Source organism: Streptomyces sp. AB3(2024) (assembly GCF_041862025.1).
Taxonomy (GTDB): Bacteria; Actinomycetota; Actinomycetes; order Streptomycetales; family Streptomycetaceae; genus Streptomyces.
In genome coordinates this window covers 79329-103096 of the sequence record NZ_JBGWAB010000002.1, presented here as the reverse complement: position 1 = coordinate 103096, position 23768 = coordinate 79329, and the positions used below count along the sequence as shown (strand labels likewise).

Here is a 23768-nt window from a genome sequence, read left to right as displayed (position 1 = left end):
GACCGATGACCGTACGTCAGGCGACTGGATCCACGGCCGTCCTGGCCGCCTTCCTCGCCCTCCTGGTCCTGCCGGGCCCGGCGCTCGCAGCCGCCCCCGACCCCGAGACGGCCTGCACCGCCGGGACCGGCCCCTACCAACGGGAGCTGGAGGCCCACCTGCACCGGAAGGTCGACGGGGTGCAGTCGCCGGGCGACTGCACCGCCGTCCGCGCCTTCCAGCGCGCGAACCGCCTCACCCCCGCCGACGGCTACGCCGGCCTCGCCACGTTCCGCACGATGACGGCCGTCGCCGCCCGCGCGACCCCCAACGCCGCGGGCCGCTGCCCCGTCGACGAGGACCGCGTCACGTGCGTGGACCTGGACCGCCAGCTCCTGTGGGTCCAGGAGGGCCGCCGCGTGGTCTTCGCGCCCGTGCCCGTCCGTACCGGCCGCGACGACCAGGAGACCCGTACCGGCCGCCACGAGATCTACTGGCGGCACAAGGACCACGTCTCCACGCTCTACCCCGACTCCCCGATGCCGTACGCCCAGTTCTTCGACGGGGGCCAGGCCCTGCACGGGCGCCGCGGCGACCTGTACGCGCACGGCGGATCGGCCGGCTGCGTCAACCTCTCGCTCGCGAACGCCGAACGTCTGTGGAACCTGCTGACGGAGGGGGACGTGGTCTACGTCTGGGGTACCAAGCCCGGGACCGAAGGCTGACACACCGCCGTACGTCCCACTTGGGACGGAACGGTGACATGACCGTGCCTTTTCGTGGTTCACCCATGTGATTTCCTGTCGACATGCGCGCGACTGCCCGCGCGCGGGGGACATGGGGAGAACACGAGTGAACCTGCAGCCGATACGCGGCCGCGCCCGCACCGGCCTGCCGGCCCTTCTGCTGGGAGCGGCCCTGCTGCTCACCAGCGCCTGCAGCGGCGGCGGCGGAAGCAACAGCGGGGGCAGCGGCGGGAACGACGCCAAGGGGACGGTCGCCGGTGCCAAGACCGGCACCGAGGCGTCCAAGGCCGTGGTGAGCGTCAAGCCGGACGACGGGGCCAAGGAGGTCGCGACGAGCGGCATCCTGAAGATCTCCAGCGCCGGCGGCAAGCTGACCACGGTGACGGTCGCCGACACCAAGGGCAACGCGGTGGAGGGCAAGCTGGCCGGTGACGGCGCGAGCTGGGAGCCCGCCCGCAACCTGGCCGCCGCCACCGAGTACAAGGTGCACGCGGTCGCCAAGGACGAGGCCGGCCGGGAGTCCGCCAAGGACACCACCTTCACCACCCTCACCCCCCAGAACACCTTCGTAGGCCACTACACGCCGGAGGACGGTTCGACCGTCGGCGTGGGCATGCCGGTCTCCATCAACTTCACGCGCGGCATCACCAACACGGAGGCCGTCGAGAAGGCCATCACCGTGACGGCGGAGCCGTCCGTGAAGGTCGAGGGCCACTGGTTCGGCAACGACCGGCTCGACTTCCGTCCCGAGAAGTACTGGGCCGCGGGCACCAAGGTCACCGTGAAGCTCGCCCTCGACGGCGTCGAGGGCCGCCCCGGGGTCTACGGCAAGCAGACCCGTACGGTCACCTTCACCGTCGGCCGCTCGCAGGTCACCACCGTCGACGCGAGCGCGCACACCATGCAGGTCGTCCGTGACGGCCAGGTCCTCAAGGACATCCCGATCACCGCGGGCGCCCCGGCGACGACCACCTACAACGGGCAGATGGTCATCAGCGAGAAGTACAAGGTGACCCGGATGAACGGCGCCACCGTCGGCTTCGGCGGCGAGTACGACATCTCCGACGTCCCGCACGCGATGCGGCTGTCGAACTCCGGCACTTTCGTCCACGGCAACTACTGGGCCCCCTCCAGCACCTTCGGCTCGGAGAACGTCAGCCACGGCTGCGTCGGCCTGGAGGACGAGCGCGGAGCCGGTGACGACAGCACCCCCGCGGCCTGGTTCTACAACGAGTCCCTGATCGGCGACGTGGTCGTCGTGAAGAACTCCAAGGACAAGCAGATCGCCCCGGACAACGGCCTCAACGGCTGGAACATGGACTGGGCGGAGTGGACCAAGTAGTACCCCTCCCCACGTAGTCGAGGTGGCCCGGTGCTGTGACCCACAGCACCGGGCCACCTGACGTTAACCGGCGCTAACCTTCCCCGTATGACCATCTCTCTCGAAGTCTCCGAAGGCGTCGGCACCATCCTGCTGGACCGCCCGCCCATGAACGCCCTGGACATCGCCACCCAGGACCGGCTGCGCGAGCTCGCGGTGGAGGCCACCGACCGCGCCGACGTGCGCGCGGTGATCCTCTACGGCGGGGAGAAGGTGTTCGCGGCCGGCGCGGACATCAAGGAGATGCAGACGATGGACCACGCGGCGATGGTCGCCCGGTCCCGCGCCCTCCAGGACGCCTTCACGGCCGTCGCCCGGATCCCCAAGCCCGTCGTCGCCGCGATCACCGGATACGCGCTGGGCGGCGGCTGCGAGCTCGCGCTCTGCGCCGACTACCGGATCGCCGCCGACAACGCCAAGCTCGGCCAGCCCGAGATCCTGCTGGGCCTGATCCCGGGCGCCGGCGGCACCCAGCGGCTGTCCCGGCTGGTCGGCCCGTCCAAGGCCAAGGACCTCATCTTCACCGGCCGCATGGTCAAGGCCGACGAGGCCCTCGCAATCGGTCTGGTGGACCGGATCGTGCCCGCCGCCGAGGTGTACGAGCAGGCGCATGCGTGGGCCGCGAAGCTCGCCCAGGGCCCGGCGATCGCCCTGCGCGCCGCGAAGGAGTGCGTGGACGCGGGCCTGGAGGCCGACATCGACACCGGCCTGACCATCGAACGCAACTGGTTCGCGGGCCTGTTCGCCACCGAGGACCGCGAGCGCGGCATGCGCAGCTTCGTCGAAGAGGGCCCGGGCAAAGCCAAGTTCGTCTAGCCGGCGCCGTCGGGGCGCGGTGGCGGAGAACCCCTGCGGGTGGATTAGCCAGGCCTTAAGGCACCCTTAAGCAGAACGCTTGATCCACTGGCGGTGATCACGGCACAGCGGACTGTCATCGCAGGTCAAGTCGACCACACGGGCCTCCGATTGCCCAGTGCATATGCCGTGGCGACCCTCCGGGAGGGCTGATCCCGGGGGGTGTTTTCCCGTGGAACGGCCCGGACGGGTGCGTCGGCCGTCCATGATGGGTGCATGGCGGGCCTGGAGGGTGTGGAACAACCGCGGCAGCGCGTCGGCGCGCCGGCCGTGCGGCTCACGGCGGCGGTCGAGGAGGAACTGGGCCTCAAGGCGCTGGAGAGGTACGGGAATCCGGCCGAGGGCGAAGTGACGCTGCCGTCCATGCCGGAGTCGGCGAGCACGGCCCGCCGGCTGACGCAGAGCGTGGTGATCCGCTTCTGGGGCCTCTCGCCGCAGATCGCCGAGCACACCGTCCTGCTGGTCTCGGAGCTCGTCGGCAACGCCGTGCGCCACACCGGGGCGCGCACCTTCGGCTTACGGATGCTGCGCCGGCGCGGCTGGATCCGCGTGGAGGTGCGCGACCCCTCGCGCGGGCTGCCCTGCCTGATGCCGGTCCACGAGCTGGACGTGACGGGCCGCGGGCTCTTCCTCGTCGACAAGCTGTCCGACCGCTGGGGCGCCGACCTGCTGCCGCGGGGCAAGATCACCTGGTTCGAGATGCGCGTCGCCGACCGCTAGGCCACAGCACCAGGGACCCCTGAAACGCCAGAAACCCCCTGTCGCCGTGATGGGGCGCTGCGGGGGTTCCATGGGTGCGCCGAGGATCGATGGGGTGTGTGATCCTCGGCGGAAGACTTCGCTCGGGTCAAAGGGAAGCCGTGGTTCCGACTATGGCAGACGAGGGTCCAAACGCCAAAAGTCCCTACTCGGACATAAGTGTGCATATCCTAAGAGTATTCATCTAAATCTTAGGTGAGGTGAGCCACTCACCTCTCATTCAGTGAATAAATATCGACCGCCCTGCGTAAATCGTTGATCACATAGCGGACAGTCGTACTCCCGACACGCGGGCCGCATGGGTCCCGAATTGGGTCAATCGTTATCTTCTCGCCCATTCACCTCTTAAATGGGCAGGTGTTCTCACCTCCAGGCCGCCGCGCGGCCCTGCGCGCGGGCACCGCCGTCCTGGCCGGCCTCACCGCCGGCTGCGCCGCGGACCGGCCCGCCACGGGTCCCGCACCGTCCGCCGGCCCGGTCCGGGCCAAGCCCGCCCCGGCCGGCCCCGCCCCCGCACCCCGCCGCTTCGCCGGCCAGCCCGTGGAGATCGGGCACGGTCCGCGCGACCGTCCGGAGGTCGCCCTGACCTTCCACGGCAACGGGGACCCCGCCATCGCCCGCGCCGTCCTCGCCGAGGCGGAGAAGGGGGGTGCGCGGGTCACCGTCCTGGCCATCGGCACCTGGCTCGACGCCCACCCCGACATGGCCCGCCGCGTCCTGGACGGCGGCCACGAACTGGGCAACCACACCCAGCGCCACCTCGCCGTCAACGACCTGCCCGAGGCGGAGGCCTACGCCGAGATCACCGGCTGCGCCGAGCGCCTCAAGCGCCTCACCGGCTCGATCGGCACCTGGTTCCGCCCCTCCCAGACCCAGTACGCCTCCCCGCTCGTCCAGAAGCTGGCCCAGCGGGCGGGGTACCCGCACGTCCTCTCGTACGACGTGGACTCACTCGATTTCACCTCACCCGGTGCCGCGGCCGTCATCCGCAACGTCACCGGGACGATCCACGGCGGATCGGTGGTGAGCCTGCACTTCGGCTACGCGGACACGGTCGACGCGATGCCGCCCCTCCTCGAAGAACTCGCGCGCCGCAAGCTGCGCGCGGTGACCACCACGGAGCTGCTGACCTCATGACGACGAACCGCCTTCCACGGAAGGCCACCGCGCTCCTCGCCGGACTCGTCCTCGCCGCCCTGGCGGGCTGCGGATCCGGCGGGAAGGGCGAGCCCGAGGCGCTCGGTTCCAAGGGGCCGGCCCAACCGGTCAAGGCCGTCCCGGCCGTCCCGCCCGGACTGCCCGGGATGCCTCCGGTGCTCGACCCCAACGACGTGTACGCGGCGGACCGGCCGAACCAGCTGTCCCCGGTGGTCAAGGACTTCCCGTCCCGCGTCTACGTCCCCAACACCAACTCCAACACGGTGTCCGTCATCGACCCGGCCACCTACAAGGTCATCGACACCATTCCGGTCGGCGTCCAGCCGCAGCACGTGGTGCCGTCCTGGGACATGAAGACCCTGTGGGTCAACAACAACCGCGGCCACACCCTCACCCCGATCAACCCGGCCACCGGCGAGGCCGGTGAACCCGTGGAGGTGCACGACCCGTACAACCTGTACTTCACCCCGAACGGGAAGTACGCCGTCGTGATGGCGTCCATGGACCGCGAACTGGTCTTCCGCGATCCGCACACCATGAACCGCGTGAAAACCGTCCCGGTGACCTGTTTCGGCGTCAATCACGCCGACTTCTCCTCGGACGGCCGCTACTTCATCGTGAGCTGCGAGTTCTCCGGAGAACTCCTCAAGGTCGACACCGAGAAGATGGAGGTCGTCGGCCAGCAGAAACTCCCCTTCGAGGGAGCGATGCCGCAGGACGTGAAGATCTCCCCCGACGGAAAGACCTTCTACGTCGCGGACATGATGGCGCACGGCATGTGGGTGCTCAGCGGCGACAAGTTCGACGTGCCCAAGCTGCTGCCCACCGGCAAGGGCTGCCACGGGCTGTACGTCAGCCGCGACTCCAGGGAGATGTACGTCTCCAACCGGGGTGAGGGCACCATCTCCGTCTTCGACTTCAAGCAGAACAAGCTCACCAAGAAGTGGGAGCTGCCCGACGGCGGCAGCCCCGACATGGGCGGGGTCTCCGCGGACGGCAAGGTGCTCTGGCTGTCGGGCCGCTACAACTCCGAGGTCTACGCGATCGACACCGTCACCGGCAAGGAGCTGGCCAGGATCCCGGTCGGCGGCGGCCCGCACGGCCTCGCCGTGTACCCGCAGCCCGGCCGCTACTCCCTCGGCCACACCGGCATCTTCCGCTAGACCCGGACGCACGGAGGTGCCCCGGGAGCTCGCACAGCTCCCGGGACACCGGCTCCATGAGGTTCACTGCCAGGCGACGGGCAGCCGCTCGGGCAGCCGCTTGATGAACCCGGTCCGCCAGACGAGGTTCTCCGCGGGCACGGCCAGGCGCAGTTCGGGCAGTCGCTCGACCAGCACCTCCAGGGCGATCTCCGCGTGCGCGCGGCCCAGCGCGGACGCCGGGCAGAAGTGCCGGCCGGCGCCGAAGGCGAGGTGGGTGTTGGCGCTCTCCCGCTCCAGGTCCAGCTCGTCCGGGCGCTCGAAGGCCTCCGGGTCGAAGTTGGCCCCCTCCAGCAGGACGAGCACCAGCTCGCCCTCCTTCACCAGCACGTCCCCGACCTGGACGTCCGCCATCGCGAGGCGAGGCAGGCCGTCGCCCACGGACAGGTTCCAGCGCAGCAGTTCGTCCACGGCCTTGCCCATGCGCTCCGGGTGCTCGCGCAGGTACCCGATGAGCTCCGGCCGCTGGAGCAGGGCGAGGACCGCCAGGACCAGGAACGCGGACGTGGAGACCGCGCCCGCGCCGAAGAGCGAGACGGCGACCGTCGCGAACATCTCGTCCGTCAGGTGGGCCGACTCCGGGTCGGCCTCCCGCAGTCCGGCGAACTTTCCGAGGAGCCCCGTACGCTCCTCGGCGGGCCGCGCCAGCTGCGCCCTGAACGCGTCGGCGAAGTAGCCGACGTCCTTGTACCAGTTGAGCGCGGAGTCGGCGAAGGGCTCGCGGGCGGTCATGAACGCGACGTCCAGCCCCGACATCAGCCGCCGCCAGTCCTCGAAGGGCACGCCCAGCACCTGGCAGTGCAGGGCCGCCGAGAAGGGGTCGGCGAACCCCGCCCGGAGATCGGCCGGCCCGCCCTCGGCGACCAGGGCCTCGATCAGCTCCCCGGCCGTGGCGCGCAGGAAGTCCTGGAGACCCTTCTGGCGCGGGTTGAGCGCCTTCATCACCGCGTTGCGCAGCCCGGCGCTGTTGATGTTGCCCATGTTGTTGACGACCTCGGGCGGGATCGTCAGCGCGTACTGGCGGGGCGCCCCGGCGTTGGCGGTGTCCTTGAGGCTGAAGCGCTCGTCCTCCAGCACCTGCTTGGCCAGCGCGTAGCTGCTCACGAGCCAGGCCGGGTCCCCGGTGAGGGTCCGGACCCGGGCGACCGGAGCCTTCTCGCGCAGCCAGGAGCACTCCTCGGGGAGCACGTCACCGCGCCGGGAGAGGGGGAAGTCCAGGAGGGGCTCCCGCTCCTCCGTGCCCTCAAGCTGCTCGACGCTCATCGACGGTCCTCTCGGTCGGTGCGGTGCTCTGCGCGGGGGTGGTGTCCCGCGCGGTGGTGTCGTGCGGCGGTGCGGGGGGCGTGGACCCGTCGGCCTCGGGGCGCACGACGGCGTACGCCTGGTTGCGGGTCGCGCGCAGGCCCCCGCCCCGCGCGAAGAGGACGTCGGTCATCGGCATCTTGACGTGGTAGGCCGCCACCGAGGACGGCACGTCGAGAATGCTCGGGGTGTCCACGAAGAAGGGCAGCTCCGCCGCCATGTAATCGAAACAGACCTGCAACTGCGCGTCGGTGATGGATTCACCTTCCGGCAACTTCGAGCCGACAAAATGAAGGGCCATCTCCTCGCAGCCCTTGCGGAATACGTCGTCGGTCTCCAAGAAGTACAGAACGCGTCGGTGCAGTAGTTGGTAAACGGGGTTCGACTGGAACTCCGAAAGGGCCCTCACCCGGATCTCGGCATGCTGAGGTCCTGATTCCTCGACGCCTTTGAGAATCCTTCTCCGGACCGCCTTGATTTCCTTCGCCGAACGCTTCTCCGCATGCTCGCGGGTGTAGCCGAAAGCGGCGAACATCCGGTCTACATGGAGGTCTGCGTAGACGAAGTCGACCTGCGCGAAGCGGGTCGTGGCCCATCTGGCGAGGCTTGATATGCGTTCGGAGCTGAAGTAGCTGTTGCCGGGGCTCACTCCGATCAGCACATGGTCGCCGTCTTCCCAGATGTGGCGGCAGGTGCGGGTGAAGGGCAGAACTTCGAATGATGCGTCAGCTGTGATCGTCACCTGTTTGATCGCCCTTGTTGCTGCTTGTCCCTGGGAGCCCTGCGCTCCTGGTGTGGCGGCAATGTCGGTACGTTATGCCGTGATCCCGGAGCGTGACAAGTGTTCGGCGGAATTGTTGGCTGGAATTATCGCTTCCGCGTTACGGAAGGGTAATTGAATTTCTTTCTGCCGGTCGAACGGGACCCGCGGCGACGCCCCCTCCGGGGTGCCGCTACCCTGAGCCGGTCAACAAGCACCAAGAAGGGGTGGACCCAGTGGCGGACATCGAGAGCGCACGGGCGACGTTCAACAAGTTCGACGTGAACGGTGACGGCTTCGTCACGGCCGACGAGTACAGCGCGGCCATGAAGGCGATGGGCGACGCGTTCGTCACCGCCTCGGTCGCGGACGCCGTGATCGCCTCCAAGGACTCCAACGGCGACGGCCTGATGAGCTTCGACGAGTTCTGGGCCGCCCTGAACAAGTAGGCCCCGCGCCGCCCCCGCCCCCCTGCCGGGGCGGGGGCGCGGTCCGGCCCCGCGCCGTCCGAGCCCTCCGCGCACGTCAGGCCCCGGACGTGCCCTCCATGGCCTCGACCTCCGCGAGGGCCTCCCGCAGCCAGCTCAGCCAGAACCCCTCCAGGGCGATGCCGCCGTGCAGCACGAGCCGACGCAGCCGGTCCTCCACCGCGTCCCGGCCCGGCGGGAAGTCTTTGGCCTCGATCGCCTCGTACTTCGCCAGCTGCTCCCGGTGCAGCTCCAGATGGCGCCGCAGCTCCGGACCGAGCCCCTGCAGCCCCACCACCCCCGCCGCGCGCAGCCGCAACAGCAGCGCGTCACGCATCGGCTTGGGGTCCTGGCTCTCGTCCACCCAGCGGGCCAGCTCCGCGCTGCCGTCGGGCAGCACCTCGTACTCCTTCTTCTGCCCCCGCACCGGGACCTCGCTGGGCAGCTCCCGGATCAGCCCGGCCTCCTCCAGCCGCCCGAGCTCCCGGTAGATCTGCTGGTGGGTCGCCGACCAGAAGTACCCGATCGACTTGTCGAACCGCCGGGTCAGCTCCAGCCCCGACGAGGGCTTCTCCAGCAGGGCGGTGAGGATGGCGTGCGGCAGCGACATGGGGGGAGTTTACGGTCGGGGGCGCGCCCGTCAGGGACGCAAGCCCGCCAGGGCCTCCGGGGTGCGGGGGCCCGGGGCGTCCTCGGACAGCAGGCCGCGGGCGCGCAGGAAGGCCGTCACCGCCGGGGACCAGGCCTGGCGCAGTCCCGCCGAGGCCAGCAGCCCCGGATCCGACAGCAGCTCGGGAGCCGGGCCGGTCCGGATGCCCGACGGGGTCAGCACCGCCGCGTCGTCCGCCCAGCGGACCGCCAGGTCCACGTCGTGCGTGGCCATGACCACCGTGGTGCCGTCCGACCGCAGCCCCGCCAGCACGTCCAGGAGCCGCTCCTGACCGTCCGGGTCCAGCCCGGCCGTCGGCTCGTCCAGGATCAGCACCCGCGGCGCCATGGCCACCGCCCCCGCGATCGCCGCGCGCTTGCGCTGCCCGTACGAGAGCAGGTGGGTGGGGCGGTCCCGCAGCGCGGTGATGTCCAGGGCGGCCAGGGCGGCGTCGACCCGCGCGCGGACCTCCGGCTCCGCCAGCCCCAGGTTCATCGGACCGAAGGAAACGTCCTGTTCGACGGAGGCCGCGAACAGCTGGTCGTCCGGGTCCTGGACCACCAGCTGCACCGAGGTCCGCAGGCGGGTCAGCCCCGCCCGGTCGTACGCCACCCGCGCGCCGTCCAGGCGCAGCTCGCCGGTACCGGGCCGCAGGCCCCCGCTCAGCAGCCGCATCAGCGTGGTCTTGCCGCTGCCGTTGCGGCCGAGCAGGACCAGCGCGCGGCCCCGCTCGATCCCGAAGTCCACGCCGGACAGCACGGCCGGCCCGTCCTCGTAGGCATAGCCCGCCCCGGCCAGCTCCACCACCACGGTCACAGCCACAGCTCCTTCAGTACGAGGGTCCCCGCGACCAGGACGGTCAGCAGGGCGGCGGTGGCCGCGAGGAACCGCCAGGACAGCGCCGCTCGCGGGACGAGCACCCGCAGCGCGCCGTCGTAGCCGCGCCCGGCCAGCCCCTCCTGGAGCCGGCCCGCGCGGTCGAAGGCCCGGACGAAGGAGGTCGCCGCGAGCCCGGCCAGGGAACGCCACACCGCCGCCCGGCCGCTCTGCCCGAGCCGGGCCGCCTGCGCCCGGCGGACCTGCGCCATCGAGTCCAGCAGCAGGAAGCCGATCCGGTACATCACGAGGGCCACGTCCACCACGGGGGCGGGCACCCCCGCCCGCACCAGACGTGGCAGTACGTCCGAGACGGGGGTGGTGAACGCGAACAGGAGCACGCCGAGCGAGGCCGCCGAGGTGCGCAGCAGCAGCTCCCCGGCGTGCCGGGGTCCGTCCGGCGCCAGGGAGACGAATCCGGCGGGCCCGCCCAGCGACACCAGCAGCGGCAGCGCCCCGGTCACGCAGAAGCCGAGCGGCACCCGGAAGGCCCGCCACAGCTGCCGCCCCGCCACGCCGGCCGGGCCGAGCAGCACGGCCAGGGTCGCCGCGGCGACCAGCGGCCCGCCGGGCCAGGGCGGCAGGCACACGGCGGTGACGGTCAGGCCGAGTCCCAGCAGGGCCTTCTCCAGGGGGTGACGGCGCCGCCAGCGGCTGCCGTGCGCCGCCACGTCGATCGGCAGCACCGCTTACGACTCCGCCACGGTCGTGGTGGCGGACCCGGTGGCGGGCCCGCCCGGGGCCGCGGAGGCCGCGGCCGCCTGGGCGAGGCCCTGCCGGCGACCCTTGCGCACGCCGAAGTAGTACGCGAGCACGCCCGCGCCGAGCGCCGCCTGGAGGGCGAACAGCGCCGACTCGATCTCCCCGGACGGGGGTTCGTACAGCGGCGAGAACCAGGGCTCGTAGTCGGGCTTCAGCTCGGTGATGGCCGACTCCGCCTGCGCGTCGGCGCCCGCGAACGGCTCCTCCCTGCCGTCGCCGAGCCCCAGCGCGAGCGGGAGCACGGCCAGGGCGGCCACCAGGAACAGCAGCAGGGTGTTGATCTTCGCGTTGCGGGTCATCGGACCGCCGCCCCCTGCTGCGCGCCGGCCGCGCCGGTCAGCTTCGCGACCCCGAGCCGGACCAGGTCCGACCTGCTGGACTGCATCAGCAGGCGCATCACGAGCACAGTCAGCAGCCCCTCGCTGACCGCGAGCGGGATCTGCGTCAGGGCGAAGATCCCCGCGAACTTCTCCAGCGCGCCCGGGAAGCCGCTGCCCGGGTCCGGGAAGGCCAGCGCCAGCTGGACGGAGGTCACGCAGTAGGTGACGAGGTCGGCGAAGAAGGCCCCCAGGAAGACGGTCACCATCAGCGGCGCACCGGACTTCCGCAGCAGCCGGTAGACGGCGTAGCCGGCCCAGGGTCCGGCGATGGCCATGGAGAAGACATTGGCACCGAGGGTGGTGAGCCCGCCGTGCGCCAGCAGCAGGGCCTGGAACAGCAGGGTGATCGTGCCGAGCACCGCCATGATGGGGGGCCGGAAGAGGATGGCGCCGAGCCCGGTACCGGTCGGGTGAGAGCAGCTGCCCGTCACCGAGGGGATCTTGAGCGCGGACAGGACGAAGGTGAACGCCCCCGAGGCCCCGAGCAGCAGCGTGCTCTCCGGATGGGCCTTCACCTCGCGGGTGAGGGCGCGGACTCCGTGGACGACGAACGGGGCGGACGCGGCGCCCCAGGCGACCGCGTGCAAGGGGGGCAGGAACCCCTCGGCTATATGCATGGGTAGAGAGACCTCTCCAGCACCTCGTGGATGGACGACGCGCCCCGGCCGGTCTCCTGGCTCACGGGTACTGATGCCCTGGCTCCGCCTTCCCGGGGCCGTGCGGTCTCCCGCGCGGGCCCAGTGGCTTCCCGCAGGAGTAGAGCCGGACTTCCCGATCACAGTGGCGAGGGCCGCACCGGTTTCCCACCGGTTTCCCGAACACCAAGGCCAGCTGACCCTAGTCGCCGGGGCGGACCGGTAACAACCCGCCTCGATTCGGCCGTTCGGGTGGCCGGATCCGGTACGGGCGTCACCCGGCGCGGCCCGGACGGACGCGGTCCGCTGGCGGCCCCCGCCGGCCCCGGGAAGGGTGGGGCGCATGGCTGCCGACACCCAGGGCTTCGACTATTCGGACCTCTCCGCCGTCTACGTCAACTGCACCCTCAAGCGCTCGCCCGAGACCAGCAACACCGAGGGCCTGATCGTGAAGAGCCGTGCCGTCATGGAGGCGGCCGGCGCCCGGACCTCACTGGTGCGGGCCGTCGACCACGACATCGCGACCGGGGTCTGGCCGGACATGACCGAGCACGGCTGGGAGAGCGACCAGTGGCCGGTCCTCTACAGCCAGATCATGGACGCCGACATCCTCGTGCTCTGCGGGCCGATCTGGCTCGGCGACAACAGCTCCGTCATGAAGCAGGTCATCGAGCGGCTCTACGCCTGCTCCTCCCTGCTCAACGACCGCGGCCAGTACGCCTACTACGGGCGGGTCGGCGGAGCGCTGATCACCGGCAACGAGGACGGCGTCAAACACTGCGCCATGAACGTCCTCTACAGCCTCCAGCACCTGGGCTACGCCATTCCGCCCCAGGCCGACGCGGGCTGGATCGGCGAGGCCGGCCCCGGACCCTCCTACCTGGATCCCGGATCAGGCGGCCCCGACAACGACTTCACCAACCGCAACACGGCCTTCATGTCCTGGAACCTCATGCACCTCGCCGCCCTCCTCAAGCGCGCGGGCGGCATCCCCGCACACGGCAACCAGCGCTCCCTGTGGGACGCGGGCTGCCGCTTCGACTTCCCGAACCCGGAACACCGCTAGCGGTGCGGCGTCCCGGGCCGGGCCGCCGGGTTCAGCAGGTGTTCGGGTGCGCGACGTCCACCACGTACCGCTCGGGCGAGTGGAGGACCGAGGTGGTGAAGGCGGGCTTGGTGTCGAAGGCGGCGCCGAAGGTCACGTACCCCTCGTAGTCGCCGGTCAGGGCGAGGCCCTTGAGCTTGCTGAGGGAGATCTTCTGGAGCTTGGGGCCCTGGTAGACGTTCTGCCCCGCGTCGTCGTGACCGGCGGCGGGGTGCAGGCGGATCTCCAGGAAGTACTTCCCGGCCAGCGGGACGGGCTTGCCGGACCCGTCGTAGACCAGCTGGGAGACGGGTGTGACGGTGACCGGGGGCACGGAGCCCCGGAGGTCGATGACGATCCGGTCGTACGTGCAGTGACCGCCCCAGCGGGCGTTGACGACGAGCGGGGTCACGGTGCGCGCGGACGGAGCGGCGGACGCGGCGGCCGAGGCCGGTGCGGCGAGCGCGAGCCCGGCGGTGAGCAGGGCACCCGTGGCCAGGGCCACGGCCCGGCGGCGGTGCGGGCGGTTCGGGTGACGCATGACGTCCCCCCGATTCTCGTGAGACGGGGACAGGCTGTCACCGGATAGGACACCCGTGGGGCGCCCCGCGGTTCCCTCAGTGCGCGAGCAGGGCGCTCAGCTCCGCGTCCAGGTCGTAGTGGCGCCGTTCCTGCCCCCGCGGGACCAGCTCCGTGAGCCGCCGGCACAGCTCGCGCACGTCCTTGGCGCGGGCGGAGACCACACAGCTCTGCACGCCGTTGCTGAAGGCGAGGAACACGCGCGGCTCGGTGCCCCGCCGCAGCGGCCACACCTGTATGTCGCCCTCGCCGGTGGCGCAGGTCTGCCCGTCGAGCAGCAGCTCGCGCGAGAACACCCAGTGGGCGAGGTGGGCCCCGGCGCCGCGGAAGTCGACGGCCAGCTCGTACGGCCGGTCCGTGCGGTAGACGAAGGCGCCGACCAGGGGGACGGACAGCGGCGCGGCTTCCAGCCTGAGCGGCAGGACGCGGTGTTCGGTGGTGGCCATGCTGGCTCTGCCTCTCTTCGCGCGGGTGGCGTTCACGAACCCCCTCCGGGCACGCTAGCCGACGCTCGCGGCGCTCCCCGGGGCCGAAGGTCCCGAGCCGGACGGGCCGCAGGGCCCGTTTCCGGGACCCCCGAAGGCCTCCGCCGAGGCCGGAGCGAACGGGTCGCACCGCTCAAAGGCCCCCGTATCCAGTGCGGTTGACGCCATTTCTGCCGTGTTCATGACTGCCTCCTCGCTGGTGGGGCCCGATCGTAGCCGGGACGCGCACGAGCCCGCCCTCCGGGGGAGAGCGGGCTCGACGGGCCTGCGGCGGCAGACGGCGCCACCGCCGTTTACGGCAGCGGGGTCAGCACTCGATGACGTTGACCGCGAGGCCGCCCCGCGCGGTCTCCTTGTACTTGACCTTCATGTCGGCGCCGGTCTCCTTCATGGTCTTGATGACCTTGTCGAGGGAGACCTTGTGGCTGCCGTCGCCGCGCATCGCCATCTTGGCGGCGGTGACGGCCTTCACGGCGGCCATGCCGTTGCGCTCGATGCAGGGGATCTGGACGAGGCCGCCGACCGGGTCGCAGGTCAGGCCGAGGTTGTGCTCCATGCCGATCTCGGCCGCGTTCTCGACCTGCTCCGGGGTGCCGCCCAGGACCTCGGCGAGGGCGCCGGCCGCCATGGAGCAGGCCGAGCCGACCTCGCCCTGGCAGCCGACCTCGGCGCCGGAGATGGAGGCGTTCTCCTTGAAGAGCATGCCGATCGCACCCGCGGCGAGGAGGAAGCGGACCACGCCGTCCTCGTCGGCGCCCGGCACGAAGTTCGTGTAGTAGTGCAGGACCGCCGGCAGGACGCCCGCGGCGCCGTTCGTGGGCGCGGTGACGACCCGGCCGCCGGCCGCGTTCTCCTCGTTGACCGCCATCGCGTAGATCGTCGTCCACTCGCTGCGGTGCATCATCGGGTCGCCCTCGGTGCGCAGCTGGCGCGCCGTGGAGGCGGCGCGGCGCTTGACGCGCAGCCCGCCGGGCAGGATGCCCTCGCGGGACATGCCGCGCGAGACGCAGGCCTGCATGACGCGCCAGATCTCCAGGAGGCCCTCGCGGATCTCCTCCTCGGTGCGCCAGGCCTTCTCGTTCTCCAGCATCAGGGAGGAGATCGACAGGCCCGTCTCGTTGGCGAGCCGCAGCATCTCGTCACCCGAGCGGAAGGGGTACTTCAGCACGGTGTCGTCGAGCTTGATCCGGTCCTCGCCGACCGCGTCCTCGTCCACGACGAAGCCGCCGCCGACCGAGTAGTACGTCTTCTCCAGCAGGGGCGCGCCGGACTCGTCGTAGGCGAAGAGGGTCATGCCGTTCGCGTGGTACGGCAGCGAGCGGCGGCGGTGCAGGATCAGCTGGTTCGGCTCGTCGAAGGCGATCTCGTGCCCGTCGCCTATCTCCGCGCCCAGCAGCCGCAGCCGGCCGCTCTGGCGGATGCGCTCCACCTCGGCGTCGGCGCTCTCGACGTCCACCGTGCGGGGGGAGTGCCCTTCCAGGCCGAGCAGGACCGCCTTGGGGGTGCCGTGGCCGTGGCCGGTCGCGCCGAGGGAGCCGAAGAGCTCCGCGCGCACGGACGCGGTCTGGGCGAGGACGCCGTCCTTCTTCAGCCGCGTCGCGAACATGCGCGCCGCACGCATCGGGCCGACCGTGTGGGAGGAGGACGGGCCGATGCCGATGGAGAAGAGGTCGAAGACGGAGATGGCCACTGGCGGACTCCCTTGTCTGCTCGTGGGTGGGGAGGGGGGCAGGAGAGATGGATCCGGGGGTGGATCAGAGGGGTGGATCCGCGGATTTTGTCCGGCAGTCGAGCGTATCGCGTGGAGATGAACGGTTCGGCTCCCGGACGGGTCCGTCAGACGTGAGACAGCTCGCGCTCCGGTGTCGTGGAGCCCCCGGCGGGGCCTGCGGTGCGGTCCGGCAGCGGGTCCGGGCCGATCAGGCCCGCCCGGTGGGCCCTGACGCCCGCCCGGACGGCCCAGAAGTACGTGACGAGCGCCATGGCGGCCACCAGGGCGATGTCGACACCTCCGGGCAGGACGCCGCGGCCGCCGAAGTCGGTGGAGCCGAGGAGGGACAGGAGGGACAGGGCGCCCAGGAAGAAGACGATCCACCAGGCCGGGGCGAACTGGCGGAGGAGGTCCCGTTCGCCCTTGCGGGACAGGACCAGGGCGGCGATCGGGGCGGCCAGCAGGGTCAGGGCGGTGACGATGCCGGTGTTGGGCCACTGCGACCAGTAGAGGGCGCAGGCGGCGAAGACGAAGGTCAGCGGGCAGAGGACCTTCGCGGCGGGGAGCCGGAAGGGGCGGGGCAGGCCGGGCCTGGTGCGGCGCAGGACGCCGACCGCGACCGGCCCGATCAGGTACGAGATCACCATCGCGGCCGAGATGACCGGGGCCAGGGTCTTCCAGCTGTGGCCGACGGTCACCAGGAGGAGGACGGAGAAGCCCAGGTTCATCCACATCGCCGGGCGGGCGGTGCCGTAGACCGGGTGGGTCTCCTTGAGCCGCTTGGGGAAGAAGCCCGTCTCGGAGAGGTTCTGCACCATGTACGCGGCGGAGGCCACGTTGGCGATGTTGGAGCCGGCGGGGGAGATGAAGGCGCCGAACTGGAGCATCACCACGACCCAGTGGATCATCAGCAGCTTGGCGAGCTCGGCGAAGGGGCTGTTGAAGTTCACGCCCGCCCAGCCGCCGGCCTGCGTCAGGTGCTCCGGCGGTACGGATCCCAGGAAGGCCGTCTGCAGGGCCAGGTAGATCACCAGGCCCAGGGAGAGCGAGCCGACCAGGGCGATCGGGATGGCCCGGCCGGGGTTCCTGGCGGCCCCGCCGAGGTTGACCACGGCCTGGAAGCCGTTGAAGGCGAAGACGACGCCCGAGGTGGTGACGGCGGTCAGGACGGCAGTCCAGCCGTTCGGGGCGAAGCCGCCGTGGGCGCTGAAGTTCTCCGTGTGGAAGCCCGAGGCGACCAGGGCGATCACGGCGAGGACCGGGATGGCGAACTTGACCAGGGTCAGCCCGGCGTTGATCTTCGCCAGGAGCTGGACCGACCAGTAGCAGGACAGCCACAGCAGCACGGTCAGCGCGAGCGCCACCGCCATGCCGAAGGCGGTCAGCTCGTGTGACCCGGCGTCCACCAGGTCCCCGGCCCAGCCGAAGCTCCACGAGGACATGTACTGCGTCGCGGCGATCGACTCGATGGGGATCAGCGAGGCGACCGCGATCCACACCGCCCAGCCGGTGATGAAGCCGAGCACCGGGCCGTGCGAGAGGGCGCCGTAGCGGGCCATGCCGCCGGGAATCGGATAGGCCGCGCCCACCTCGGCGTAGGTCATGGCGATCATGCCGATGAAGACCGCGCCGATGACCCAGGCGACGAGCGCCGCCGGGCCCGCGACCTGGGCGGCCGTGCCGGCGCCGAAGAGCCAGCCGGAGCCGAAGATCGAGCCGATGCCGATCATGATCAGCGCGAAGAGGCTGAGCCCCTTCCGGTTCGCCGCGCTCATGTCCATGGAGGGTGTCCGTCCTGAGGGGGATGCCTTTATTGCGACCCTATGTGCCGTTTTTTAGATGTTTCAGAGGCGATAGGTGGCGTCCACCAGGGACTTAGGTCACGAAAGGGGCCCGGCCCCGTGGAAACGCGGCCGGGCCCCACCGCGGCTGGTTAGAGCGACGGGTACAGCGGGAACTTCGCGGCGAGCGCGGAGACGCGCGCCTTGAGGTCCTCGGCGTCGTACGACGGCTTCAGGGCCTGCGCGATGATCTCGGCGACCTCGGTGAAGGCCTCGGCGTCGAAACCGCGGGTGGCCAGCGCCGGCGTGCCGATCCGCAGACCCGAGGTGACCATCGGGGGCCGCGGGTCGTTCGGGATCGCGTTCCGGTTGACCGTGATGCCGACCTCGTGGAGACGGTCCTCGGCCTGCTGTCCGTCCAGCTCGGAGTTGCGCAGGTCGACCAGGACCAGGTGCACGTCGGTGCCGCCGGTGAGGACGTCCACGCCCACGGCCTTGACGTCGTCCTGGACCAGACGGGCGGCGAGGATCTTCGCGCCCTCCAGGGTGCGCTCCTGGCGCTCCTTGAACTCGGGCGAGGCCGCGACCTTGAAGGAGACCGCCTTGGCCGCGATCACGTGCTCCAGCGGACCGCCCTGCTGGCCCGGGAAGACCGCGGAGTTGATCTTCTTGGCCAGCTCCTGCGTCGACAGGATGACACCGCCGCGCGGACCGCCGAGGGTCTTGTGCGTGGTGGTGGTGACGACGTGGGCGTGCGGCACCGGGTTCGGGTGCAGACCCGCGGCGACCAGGCCGGCGAAGTGCGCCATGTCGACCATCAGGTACGCGCCGACCTCGTCCGCGATGCGGCGGAAGGCGGCGAAGTCCAGCTGGCGCGGGTACGCGGACCAGCCGGCGATGATCAGCTGCGGCTTGGACTCCTTGGCGAGGCGCTCGACCTCGGCCATGTCGACCTGGCCCGACTCGTCGACGTGGTACGGGACCACGTTGTAGAGCTTGCCGGAGAAGTTGATCTTCATGCCGTGGGTCAGGTGACCGCCGTGGGCCAGGTTCAGGCCCATGATCGTGTCGCCCGGCTTGAGCAGCGCGAACATCGCGGCGGCGTTGGCCTGCGCACCGGAGTGCGGCTGGACGTTCGCGGCCTCGGCGCCGAACAGCGCCTTGATGCGGTCGATCGCGATCTGCTCGACCACGTCGACGTGCTCGCAGCCGCCGTAGTAGCGGCGGCCGGGGTAGCCCTCGGCGTACTTGTTGGTCAGGACCGAGCCCTGGGCCTCCATGACGGCGACCGGAGCGAAGTTCTCCGACGCGATCATTTCCAGGGTCGACTGCTGGCGTACGAGCTCCGCGTCGACGGCCGCGGCGACGTCCGGGTCGAGCTCGTGGAGGGGGGTGTTCAGAACGGACATCAGGATCCCCTGGGGTGTCAGTTGTCGGAGTGGGTGAGCGCGGCGTACTCGTCGGCGGAGAGCACGTCCTTCGGCTCCTCCGAGAGGCGCACCTTGAACAGCCAGCCACCCTCGAACGGGGCGGTGTTGACGAGCGCCGGGTCGTCCACGACGTCCTGGTTGGCCTCGACTACCTCACCGGAGACGGGGGAGTACAGGTCGCTGACCGACTTGGTCGACTCCAGCTCGCCACAGGTCTCGCCCTCGGTGACGGTGTCGCCGACCGCGGGGAGCTGGGCGTAGACGACGTCACCGAGCGCGTTGGCCGCGAACTCCGTGATGCCGACCGTCGCGACGCCGTCCACGGCGTCCGACAGCCACTCGTGCTCCTTGGTGTAACGCAGCTGCTGGGGGTTGCTCATGACCTGATTCTCCTGGATGCGGGGGAGTGGATGTGAACAGTGGTCTCGCGGACCGAGACGGGCGCCGGGGCGCCGGAACACCGCCGCACGGCCGGCCGTACGGCGGTGGTGACTACTTCTGCCGCTTGTAGAACGGCAGAGCCACGACCTCGTACGCCTCATGCGTACCGCGAATGTCCACGCCTACGCCGGAGGTCCCGGGCGCGGCGTGCGCCGCGTCGACGTAGGCCATCGCGATCGGCTTGCCCAGCGTCGGGGACGGGGCGCCGGAGGTGACCTCGCCGACGACCTGTCCGTCGGCGACGACCGGGAATCCGGCGCGCGGGACGCGGCGGCCCTCGGCGATCAGGCCGACCAGCTTGCGCGGCGGGTTGCCGGCGGCACGCTCGGCGGCGGCCTCCAGCGCGGCGCGGCCGACGAAGTCCCCCTCCTTCTCGAACTTCACGACCCGGCCCAGCCCCGCGTCGAAGGGGGTGAGGGAGGTGGTCAGCTCGTGCCCGTACAGCGGCATGCCCGCCTCCAGGCGCAGCGTGTCGCGGCAGGACAGCCCGGCCGGCACCAGGCCGACGCCCTCGCCCGCCTTGGTCAGCGCCTGCCACAGCTCCACGGCGTGCTCGGGGGAGACGAACAGCTCGAAGCCGTCCTCGCCCGTGTAGCCCGTACGCGCGATCAGCGCCGGCACGCCCGCGACGGTGCCCGGCAGGCCCGCGTAGTACTTCAGGCCGTCCAGGTCGGCGTCGGTCAGCGACCCCAGGATGCCGGGGGACTCCGGACCCTGGACGGCGATCAGCGCGTAGGCGTCGCGGTCGTCGCGGACCTCGGCGTCGAAGCCGGCGGCGCGCTCGGTGAGGGCGTCCAGGACGACCTGGGCGTTGGAGGCGTTGGCGACGACCATGAACTCGGTCTCGCCCAGGCGGTAGACGATCAGGTCGTCCAGGATCCCGCCGTCCTCCTGACAGATGTGCGTGTAGCGGGCGCGGCCGACGCCGACGGTGGAGATGTTGCCCACCAGCGCGTAGTCCAGGACCTTGACGGCCTCGGGGCCGGTCAGGGTGATCTCGCCCATGTGGGACAGGTCGAACAGGCCGGCCTTGGTCCGTACGGCGTTGTGCTCGTCGCGCTCACTCGCGTAGCGCAGCGGCATGTCCCAGCCCGCGAAGTCGGTCATGGTCGCACCGAGCGAGCGGTGCAGCGCGTCGAGCGCGGTCAGGCGGGGGGCAGTGCTCATGGGTGTGGCTCCCGGGTCCCAGGGCATGACATGACGAGGACGATCCTCCCCATCTGTCATCGGAACCTGAGAGGTTCGCCGAGAGTTCCCGCGACACGGCGGGACGCCCTGGCTTGCACCTTGGGTGGAGCGCGCGGCGGCCGTCGGGGGACGGACACGTCGTCGCTCGCTTTTCAGATCTGCCTCATCCACGCGGTACGGGGCCTGAGAGATTCAAGGGAGGTACTTGCTCCTTCGGCGCCCGGGCACGGCCTCACGGCGTGCCGGGACTCTCCCGCGCGGATTCAAGCGGCCGGTATGCAGTTGGTGTCCAGATGGCGCACATCATTGCACGGGACGCTCGGGAGCGGGCAGTGGGGCCCTGGAAGAACGGACGGGACCGGAACCGAGGCCACCGGATTACCGTCTCTTTACACTCAGTGGGCACGGGGTCCAGGCGACCCGATTCGGGGGGAGACGATCACTGTGCGGAGATTCGGAGTGCTGGCGGCGACGGGAACGGTGGACGGGGTCCCGGTACAGCGCGGTACGCGGCCGCGGCCGGCCGGCCGGGTCCGCGACCTGCGCGGCGCGGCGGTGGCCGGGCCGCGGCGGCTCGGATTCCCCGCCGGGGACATCGTGGTGGTGTCCGGACTGCCGGGCGGCGGCAAGAGCACCCTGATCAAGCGGGCGGCCGAGGACGGCGGCATCGACTCCCAGGACGTCCGCGAGCGCTGGGAGCACCGGATGCCGGGGGCGCTGCCGTACGCCGCGTACCGGCCGCTGGTGCGGGCCGCGCACTACTGGGGCCTGTGGCGGCGGCTGCGCACCGGGGACTCCGTCGTGGTCCACGACTGCGGCACCCAGATGTGGGTGCGGGGGATGCTCGCCGCCGCCGCCCGGCGGCGCGGCCGGTCGCTGCACCTGCTCCTGCTGGACACCACGGCCGAGGAGGCCCGCTCCGGGCAGGAGGCGCGGGGGCGCCGGGTCTCTGCGTACGCCTTCGCCCGGCACCGGGGTGCGGTGGGGCGGCTGCTGCGGGAAGCCGAGGCGGGGCGCCTGCCGACGGGATGCGACTCCGCGGTCATCCTGGACCGCCGCTCGGCGGCGGCGGTGACCCGGATCTCGTTCTTCTGAGAGCCGGGGGGCAGGGGGGGTGGGGACGCGCGAAGGGCGGTCGGGGCGGGGCGGTAGCCTCGGGGCGACATCGGGGCGCGACCGTACGGAGGCAGGGGTACATGCAGGGCAGCGGCTGGCCGGCGAACGAGTTGGAACAGGTCCTGGGGGCGGCGCTCGGCCGGCCGGACGCCGGACAGCAGATCCTGGAGGCCCTCGGCCGCAGCCGGCTCTGGGTGCCCCTGCCCCACGGCGGCAGTCCCGACCACGCCGCCCTCGACCTCCCGACGATGCTGATCGGCGGGGAGGCGTACGTCCCCGTCTACAGCTCGGAGGCCCAGTTCCGGCACGGCGCCGGCCCCGCCATGGACTTCGCGATCGCCCCCGCCGTCGAGTTCGCCCGCGGTCTGCCCCCGCAGCTCGGCATCGCCGTGAACCCCGAGGGCGCCGTCGGGGTGCCGCTGCCCCCCGCCGCCGTCGCCGCGCTGTGCCGCTCCGGCCGGACCCCGCTCGACGGCCCCGCCGCCGGCGGCCGCGTCCGGCTCTTCGAGCCCGACTGGCAGGAGGACCCCGTCGACTTCCTGGCCGCCGCCGCCGAGGAGTTCCGAGCCACCGGCGTGGTCACCGCCGCGCACCGCTGCCTCGCCAGCGTCGAGGCCGGCCCCCCGCAGCTCTACATCGGCGTCCAGCTGGTGGGATGGGATCCCGAGACGCGCAACGCCCCGCTGGAGGCCCTCGGCCGCGCCCTGGCCCGCGTACCCGCGCCCTGGCCCGTGCAGTTGATCCTCCTGGAGGCGGCCGAGGACCCGGTCACGGACTGGATTCGTGAGCGCGTACGCCCCTTCTACCTTCCCTAGCGCCGCTTAAGCTGGTTGGTACGGGTGGACGACGGGCGGACGAAGAGGGGTACCGGGTGAGTGCGTCAGGCACGGCCGAGGCCGGGCAGGTCGAGCACATGCTGCGCCAGGTGACTCCCGGGCGCTATGAGAGTTATGAGTCATTCCTGCACGCCCTCGCCGAGGGCAGGCTGTGGATGCTGCTGTGGCAGGGGCAACCGGGCTCACCCGACGCCCAGTACGGCGGCATGGAGGTCGAGGGCCTCGGGTACGCGCCCTGCGTGACCTCGCCGCAGGAGCTGGCCGCCAGCGGCTGGAACCGCGGCTACGAGGTCGTGACCGGCCGGGACATCGCCCGCGCCCTCTACCCCGACCGCTGGGGGCTGTGGGTCAACCCGCACGCCCCGGGCGGTGGCCTCGGCGTGCCGTGGGCCGACCTGCGCCGTGTCGCCACCGGCCTGGACCGCATGCCCGCGGGCCCGCTGCGGCTCTCCGAGCCCGCCCTGGAGCTCCCGCAGTTCTACGGGCTGCTGACCCGGCACGCGCACCGCACGCCGGCCGTCAGGTCGCTGCGCCGCACGTGGGTCCAGCCCGCGCTCGGGACGGCCTACCTCGCGGTGGGGCTCGACCTGTACGACGCCTCCGCGTCCGCGCTGGAATCCGTACGCGAGATGATGCGCCAGTCGGTCGGGGCCGTCCCCGAGGGCGTGCCGGTGTGCACGGTCGCGCTGGCGGACGAGCACGACCCGGTGGCGATGTGGCTGCGGGCGCAGACCAGGCCGTTCTACGACCGCGAGGGCCAGGCCGCGGCGTACTGACCCACGCGGAAAACCACTTGACCGGCTCCGCCGAGCCGGATCGGGGGCCCCGTACCGACCCGTCAACAGGGAGTCGCGCGGGTGCGCCCGGAGCCTGAGACGGGCACCTTCGACGGACCTTCGGCCGTCGGGAACCACGGTTCCCGGCGGCTTTCTCCTTGTCCGGATATCACCCTTGTTGGGCGCCCAAATGGCGCACTCCTGCTGCGGGTTGGGCGTCATGTCCGTTTGCGTACCGAACGTACGGTCTTGCTCCGCTGAGCCGTGAGCGGAGTCCGGATAACGGGAACCGGGGCGTCAGATCACGGTTGCGCATCCATTCATCTGCGGGTCTGGCGGCTGGTCGAGCGCCCGATGAAGACTCCCCACCCAAGAGCCGGTCAGTCCTCCAGGGCGCGGCTCGGCACGTGGACTTGGCTTGTTGTTTCAC

At 71.2% G+C, this 23768-nt stretch carries 25 protein-coding genes and 2 riboswitches; of the genes, 11 read left to right on the top strand and 14 right to left on the bottom strand.

Annotated elements, in window-relative coordinates:
- Positions 1-5: 5 nt before the first annotated feature.
- From ACEPPI_RS01415 to ACEPPI_RS01390, 6 genes are all read left to right on the top strand, one after another.
- Complete coding sequence (locus tag ACEPPI_RS01415; protein ID WP_373913411.1) at positions 6-704, top strand: L,D-transpeptidase family protein; 699 nt, start codon at positions 6-8, stop codon at positions 702-704.
- 112 nt (positions 705-816) lie between these two features.
- The gene (locus ACEPPI_RS01410; RefSeq protein ID WP_373913410.1) at positions 817-2067 is read left to right on the top strand and encodes an Ig-like domain-containing protein; all 1251 of its coding nucleotides are present in this window, start codon (positions 817-819) and stop codon (positions 2065-2067) included.
- 87 nt (positions 2068-2154) lie between these two features.
- Complete coding sequence (locus ACEPPI_RS01405) at positions 2155-2922, top strand: enoyl-CoA hydratase/isomerase family protein (protein WP_373913409.1); 768 nt, start codon at positions 2155-2157, stop codon at positions 2920-2922.
- A gap of 255 nt (positions 2923-3177) precedes the next feature.
- Entirely contained in the window at positions 3178-3681 is a 504-nt protein-coding gene (locus ACEPPI_RS01400) for an ATP-binding protein (protein WP_356209796.1), read from the top strand.
- Positions 3682-4077: 396 nt separating this feature from the next.
- Positions 4078-4857 carry a polysaccharide deacetylase family protein gene (locus ACEPPI_RS01395; protein WP_373913408.1) on the top strand — a complete coding sequence of 260 codons (780 nt, stop codon included), beginning with the start codon at positions 4078-4080 and terminating at the stop codon, positions 4855-4857.
- Positions 4854-6041 (top strand): YncE family protein, encoded by a 1188-nt coding sequence (locus tag ACEPPI_RS01390; RefSeq protein WP_373913407.1) that lies wholly within the window; start codon positions 4854-4856, stop codon positions 6039-6041. The genes ACEPPI_RS01395 and ACEPPI_RS01390 overlap by 4 nt, the downstream gene beginning before the upstream one ends.
- A gap of 63 nt (positions 6042-6104) precedes the next feature.
- Here the strand turns inward: ACEPPI_RS01390 and ACEPPI_RS01385 are convergent, their stop codons facing one another.
- Together ACEPPI_RS01385 and ACEPPI_RS01380 are read right to left on the bottom strand one after the other, a co-directional pair.
- Positions 6105-7343 (bottom strand): cytochrome P450, encoded by a 1239-nt coding sequence (locus tag ACEPPI_RS01385; RefSeq protein ID WP_373913406.1) that lies wholly within the window; start codon positions 7341-7343, stop codon positions 6105-6107.
- Entirely contained in the window at positions 7324-8124 is an 801-nt protein-coding gene (locus ACEPPI_RS01380) for a tRNA-dependent cyclodipeptide synthase (protein ID WP_373913405.1), read from the bottom strand. The genes ACEPPI_RS01385 and ACEPPI_RS01380 overlap by 20 nt, the downstream gene beginning before the upstream one ends.
- Before the next feature lie 254 nt (positions 8125-8378).
- On the opposite strand from ACEPPI_RS01380, the gene ACEPPI_RS01375 reads away from it, so the two are divergent.
- Complete coding sequence (locus tag ACEPPI_RS01375; protein WP_373913404.1) at positions 8379-8591, top strand: EF-hand domain-containing protein; 213 nt, start codon at positions 8379-8381, stop codon at positions 8589-8591.
- 76 nt (positions 8592-8667) lie between these two features.
- Here ACEPPI_RS01375 and ACEPPI_RS01370 read toward each other — a convergent pair whose 3' ends face one another.
- From ACEPPI_RS01370 to ACEPPI_RS01350, 5 genes are read right to left on the bottom strand one after another with little or no spacing between them, the layout of a single operon-like run.
- Positions 8668-9219 (bottom strand): PadR family transcriptional regulator, encoded by a 552-nt coding sequence (locus ACEPPI_RS01370; protein ID WP_356209809.1) that lies wholly within the window; start codon positions 9217-9219, stop codon positions 8668-8670.
- Positions 9220-9249: 30 nt separating this feature from the next.
- Positions 9250-10080, bottom strand: coding sequence for an energy-coupling factor ABC transporter ATP-binding protein (locus ACEPPI_RS01365; RefSeq protein WP_373913403.1), 831 nt, complete (start codon positions 10078-10080; stop codon positions 9250-9252).
- Positions 10071-10820 carry a cobalt ECF transporter T component CbiQ gene (cbiQ, locus tag ACEPPI_RS01360; protein ID WP_373913402.1) on the bottom strand — a complete coding sequence of 250 codons (750 nt, stop codon included), beginning with the start codon at positions 10818-10820 and terminating at the stop codon, positions 10071-10073. The genes ACEPPI_RS01365 and cbiQ overlap by 10 nt, the downstream gene beginning before the upstream one ends.
- 3 nt (positions 10821-10823) lie before the next feature.
- Positions 10824-11195, bottom strand: a complete 372-nt coding sequence (locus ACEPPI_RS01355) for an energy-coupling factor ABC transporter substrate-binding protein (RefSeq protein ID WP_373913401.1) — start codon at positions 11193-11195, stop codon at positions 10824-10826.
- Positions 11192-11893: an energy-coupling factor ABC transporter permease gene (locus ACEPPI_RS01350; protein ID WP_373913400.1), complete on the bottom strand. Its 702-nt coding sequence runs from the start codon at positions 11891-11893 to the stop codon at positions 11192-11194. Before ACEPPI_RS01350 ends, ACEPPI_RS01355 begins: the two co-directional genes overlap by 4 nt.
- 28 nt (positions 11894-11921) lie before the next feature.
- Positions 11922-12140, bottom strand: a riboswitch (cobalamin riboswitch).
- 114 nt (positions 12141-12254) lie between these two features.
- Here ACEPPI_RS01350 and ACEPPI_RS01345 point away from each other — a divergent pair.
- On the top strand, positions 12255-12977 hold the full coding sequence (locus tag ACEPPI_RS01345) for a flavodoxin family protein (protein WP_373913399.1): 723 nt from the start codon (positions 12255-12257) through the stop codon (positions 12975-12977).
- Positions 12978-13008: 31 nt separating this feature from the next.
- Here the strand turns inward: ACEPPI_RS01345 and ACEPPI_RS01340 are convergent, their stop codons facing one another.
- The 7 genes from ACEPPI_RS01340 to gcvT all read right to left on the bottom strand — a co-directional run bounded on the left by ACEPPI_RS01340 (position 13009) and on the right by gcvT (position 20589).
- Positions 13009-13536 carry a hypothetical protein gene (locus ACEPPI_RS01340; protein WP_373913398.1) on the bottom strand — a complete coding sequence of 176 codons (528 nt, stop codon included), beginning with the start codon at positions 13534-13536 and terminating at the stop codon, positions 13009-13011.
- A gap of 76 nt (positions 13537-13612) precedes the next feature.
- Positions 13613-14020: an SsgA family sporulation/cell division regulator gene (locus ACEPPI_RS01335; RefSeq protein ID WP_373913397.1), complete on the bottom strand. Its 408-nt coding sequence runs from the start codon at positions 14018-14020 to the stop codon at positions 13613-13615.
- A 346-nt stretch (positions 14021-14366) separates the two neighbouring features.
- Positions 14367-15749, bottom strand: a complete 1383-nt coding sequence (locus ACEPPI_RS01330) for an L-serine ammonia-lyase (protein ID WP_373913396.1) — start codon at positions 15747-15749, stop codon at positions 14367-14369.
- Between the two features lie 146 nt (positions 15750-15895).
- Positions 15896-17551 (bottom strand): APC family permease, encoded by a 1656-nt coding sequence (locus ACEPPI_RS01325; protein ID WP_373913395.1) that lies wholly within the window; start codon positions 17549-17551, stop codon positions 15896-15898.
- A 152-nt stretch (positions 17552-17703) separates the two neighbouring features.
- Positions 17704-18960, bottom strand: coding sequence for a serine hydroxymethyltransferase (glyA, locus tag ACEPPI_RS01320; protein ID WP_373913394.1), 1257 nt, complete (start codon positions 18958-18960; stop codon positions 17704-17706).
- Between the two features lie 17 nt (positions 18961-18977).
- Positions 18978-19361 (bottom strand): glycine cleavage system protein GcvH, encoded by a 384-nt coding sequence (gene gcvH, locus ACEPPI_RS01315; protein WP_030236063.1) that lies wholly within the window; start codon positions 19359-19361, stop codon positions 18978-18980.
- 112 nt (positions 19362-19473) lie between these two features.
- Positions 19474-20589: a glycine cleavage system aminomethyltransferase GcvT gene (gene gcvT / locus ACEPPI_RS01310; protein WP_373913393.1), complete on the bottom strand. Its 1116-nt coding sequence runs from the start codon at positions 20587-20589 to the stop codon at positions 19474-19476.
- Positions 20590-20772: 183 nt separating this feature from the next.
- A riboswitch (glycine riboswitch) is annotated at positions 20773-20876 on the bottom strand.
- Positions 20877-21048: 172 nt separating this feature from the next.
- Between gcvT and ACEPPI_RS01305 the strand changes: the two genes are divergently transcribed.
- The 3 genes from ACEPPI_RS01305 (at position 21049) to ACEPPI_RS01295 (ending at position 23338) form a co-directional block, all read left to right on the top strand.
- Positions 21049-21705 carry an AAA family ATPase gene (locus tag ACEPPI_RS01305; protein ID WP_373913461.1) on the top strand — a complete coding sequence of 219 codons (657 nt, stop codon included), beginning with the start codon at positions 21049-21051 and terminating at the stop codon, positions 21703-21705.
- A gap of 101 nt (positions 21706-21806) precedes the next feature.
- On the top strand, positions 21807-22541 hold the full coding sequence (locus tag ACEPPI_RS01300; RefSeq protein WP_373913392.1) for an enhanced serine sensitivity protein SseB: 735 nt from the start codon (positions 21807-21809) through the stop codon (positions 22539-22541).
- A 56-nt stretch (positions 22542-22597) separates the two neighbouring features.
- Positions 22598-23338: an enhanced serine sensitivity protein SseB C-terminal domain-containing protein gene (locus ACEPPI_RS01295; RefSeq protein ID WP_373913391.1), complete on the top strand. Its 741-nt coding sequence runs from the start codon at positions 22598-22600 to the stop codon at positions 23336-23338.
- Positions 23339-23768 lie beyond the last annotated feature (430 nt).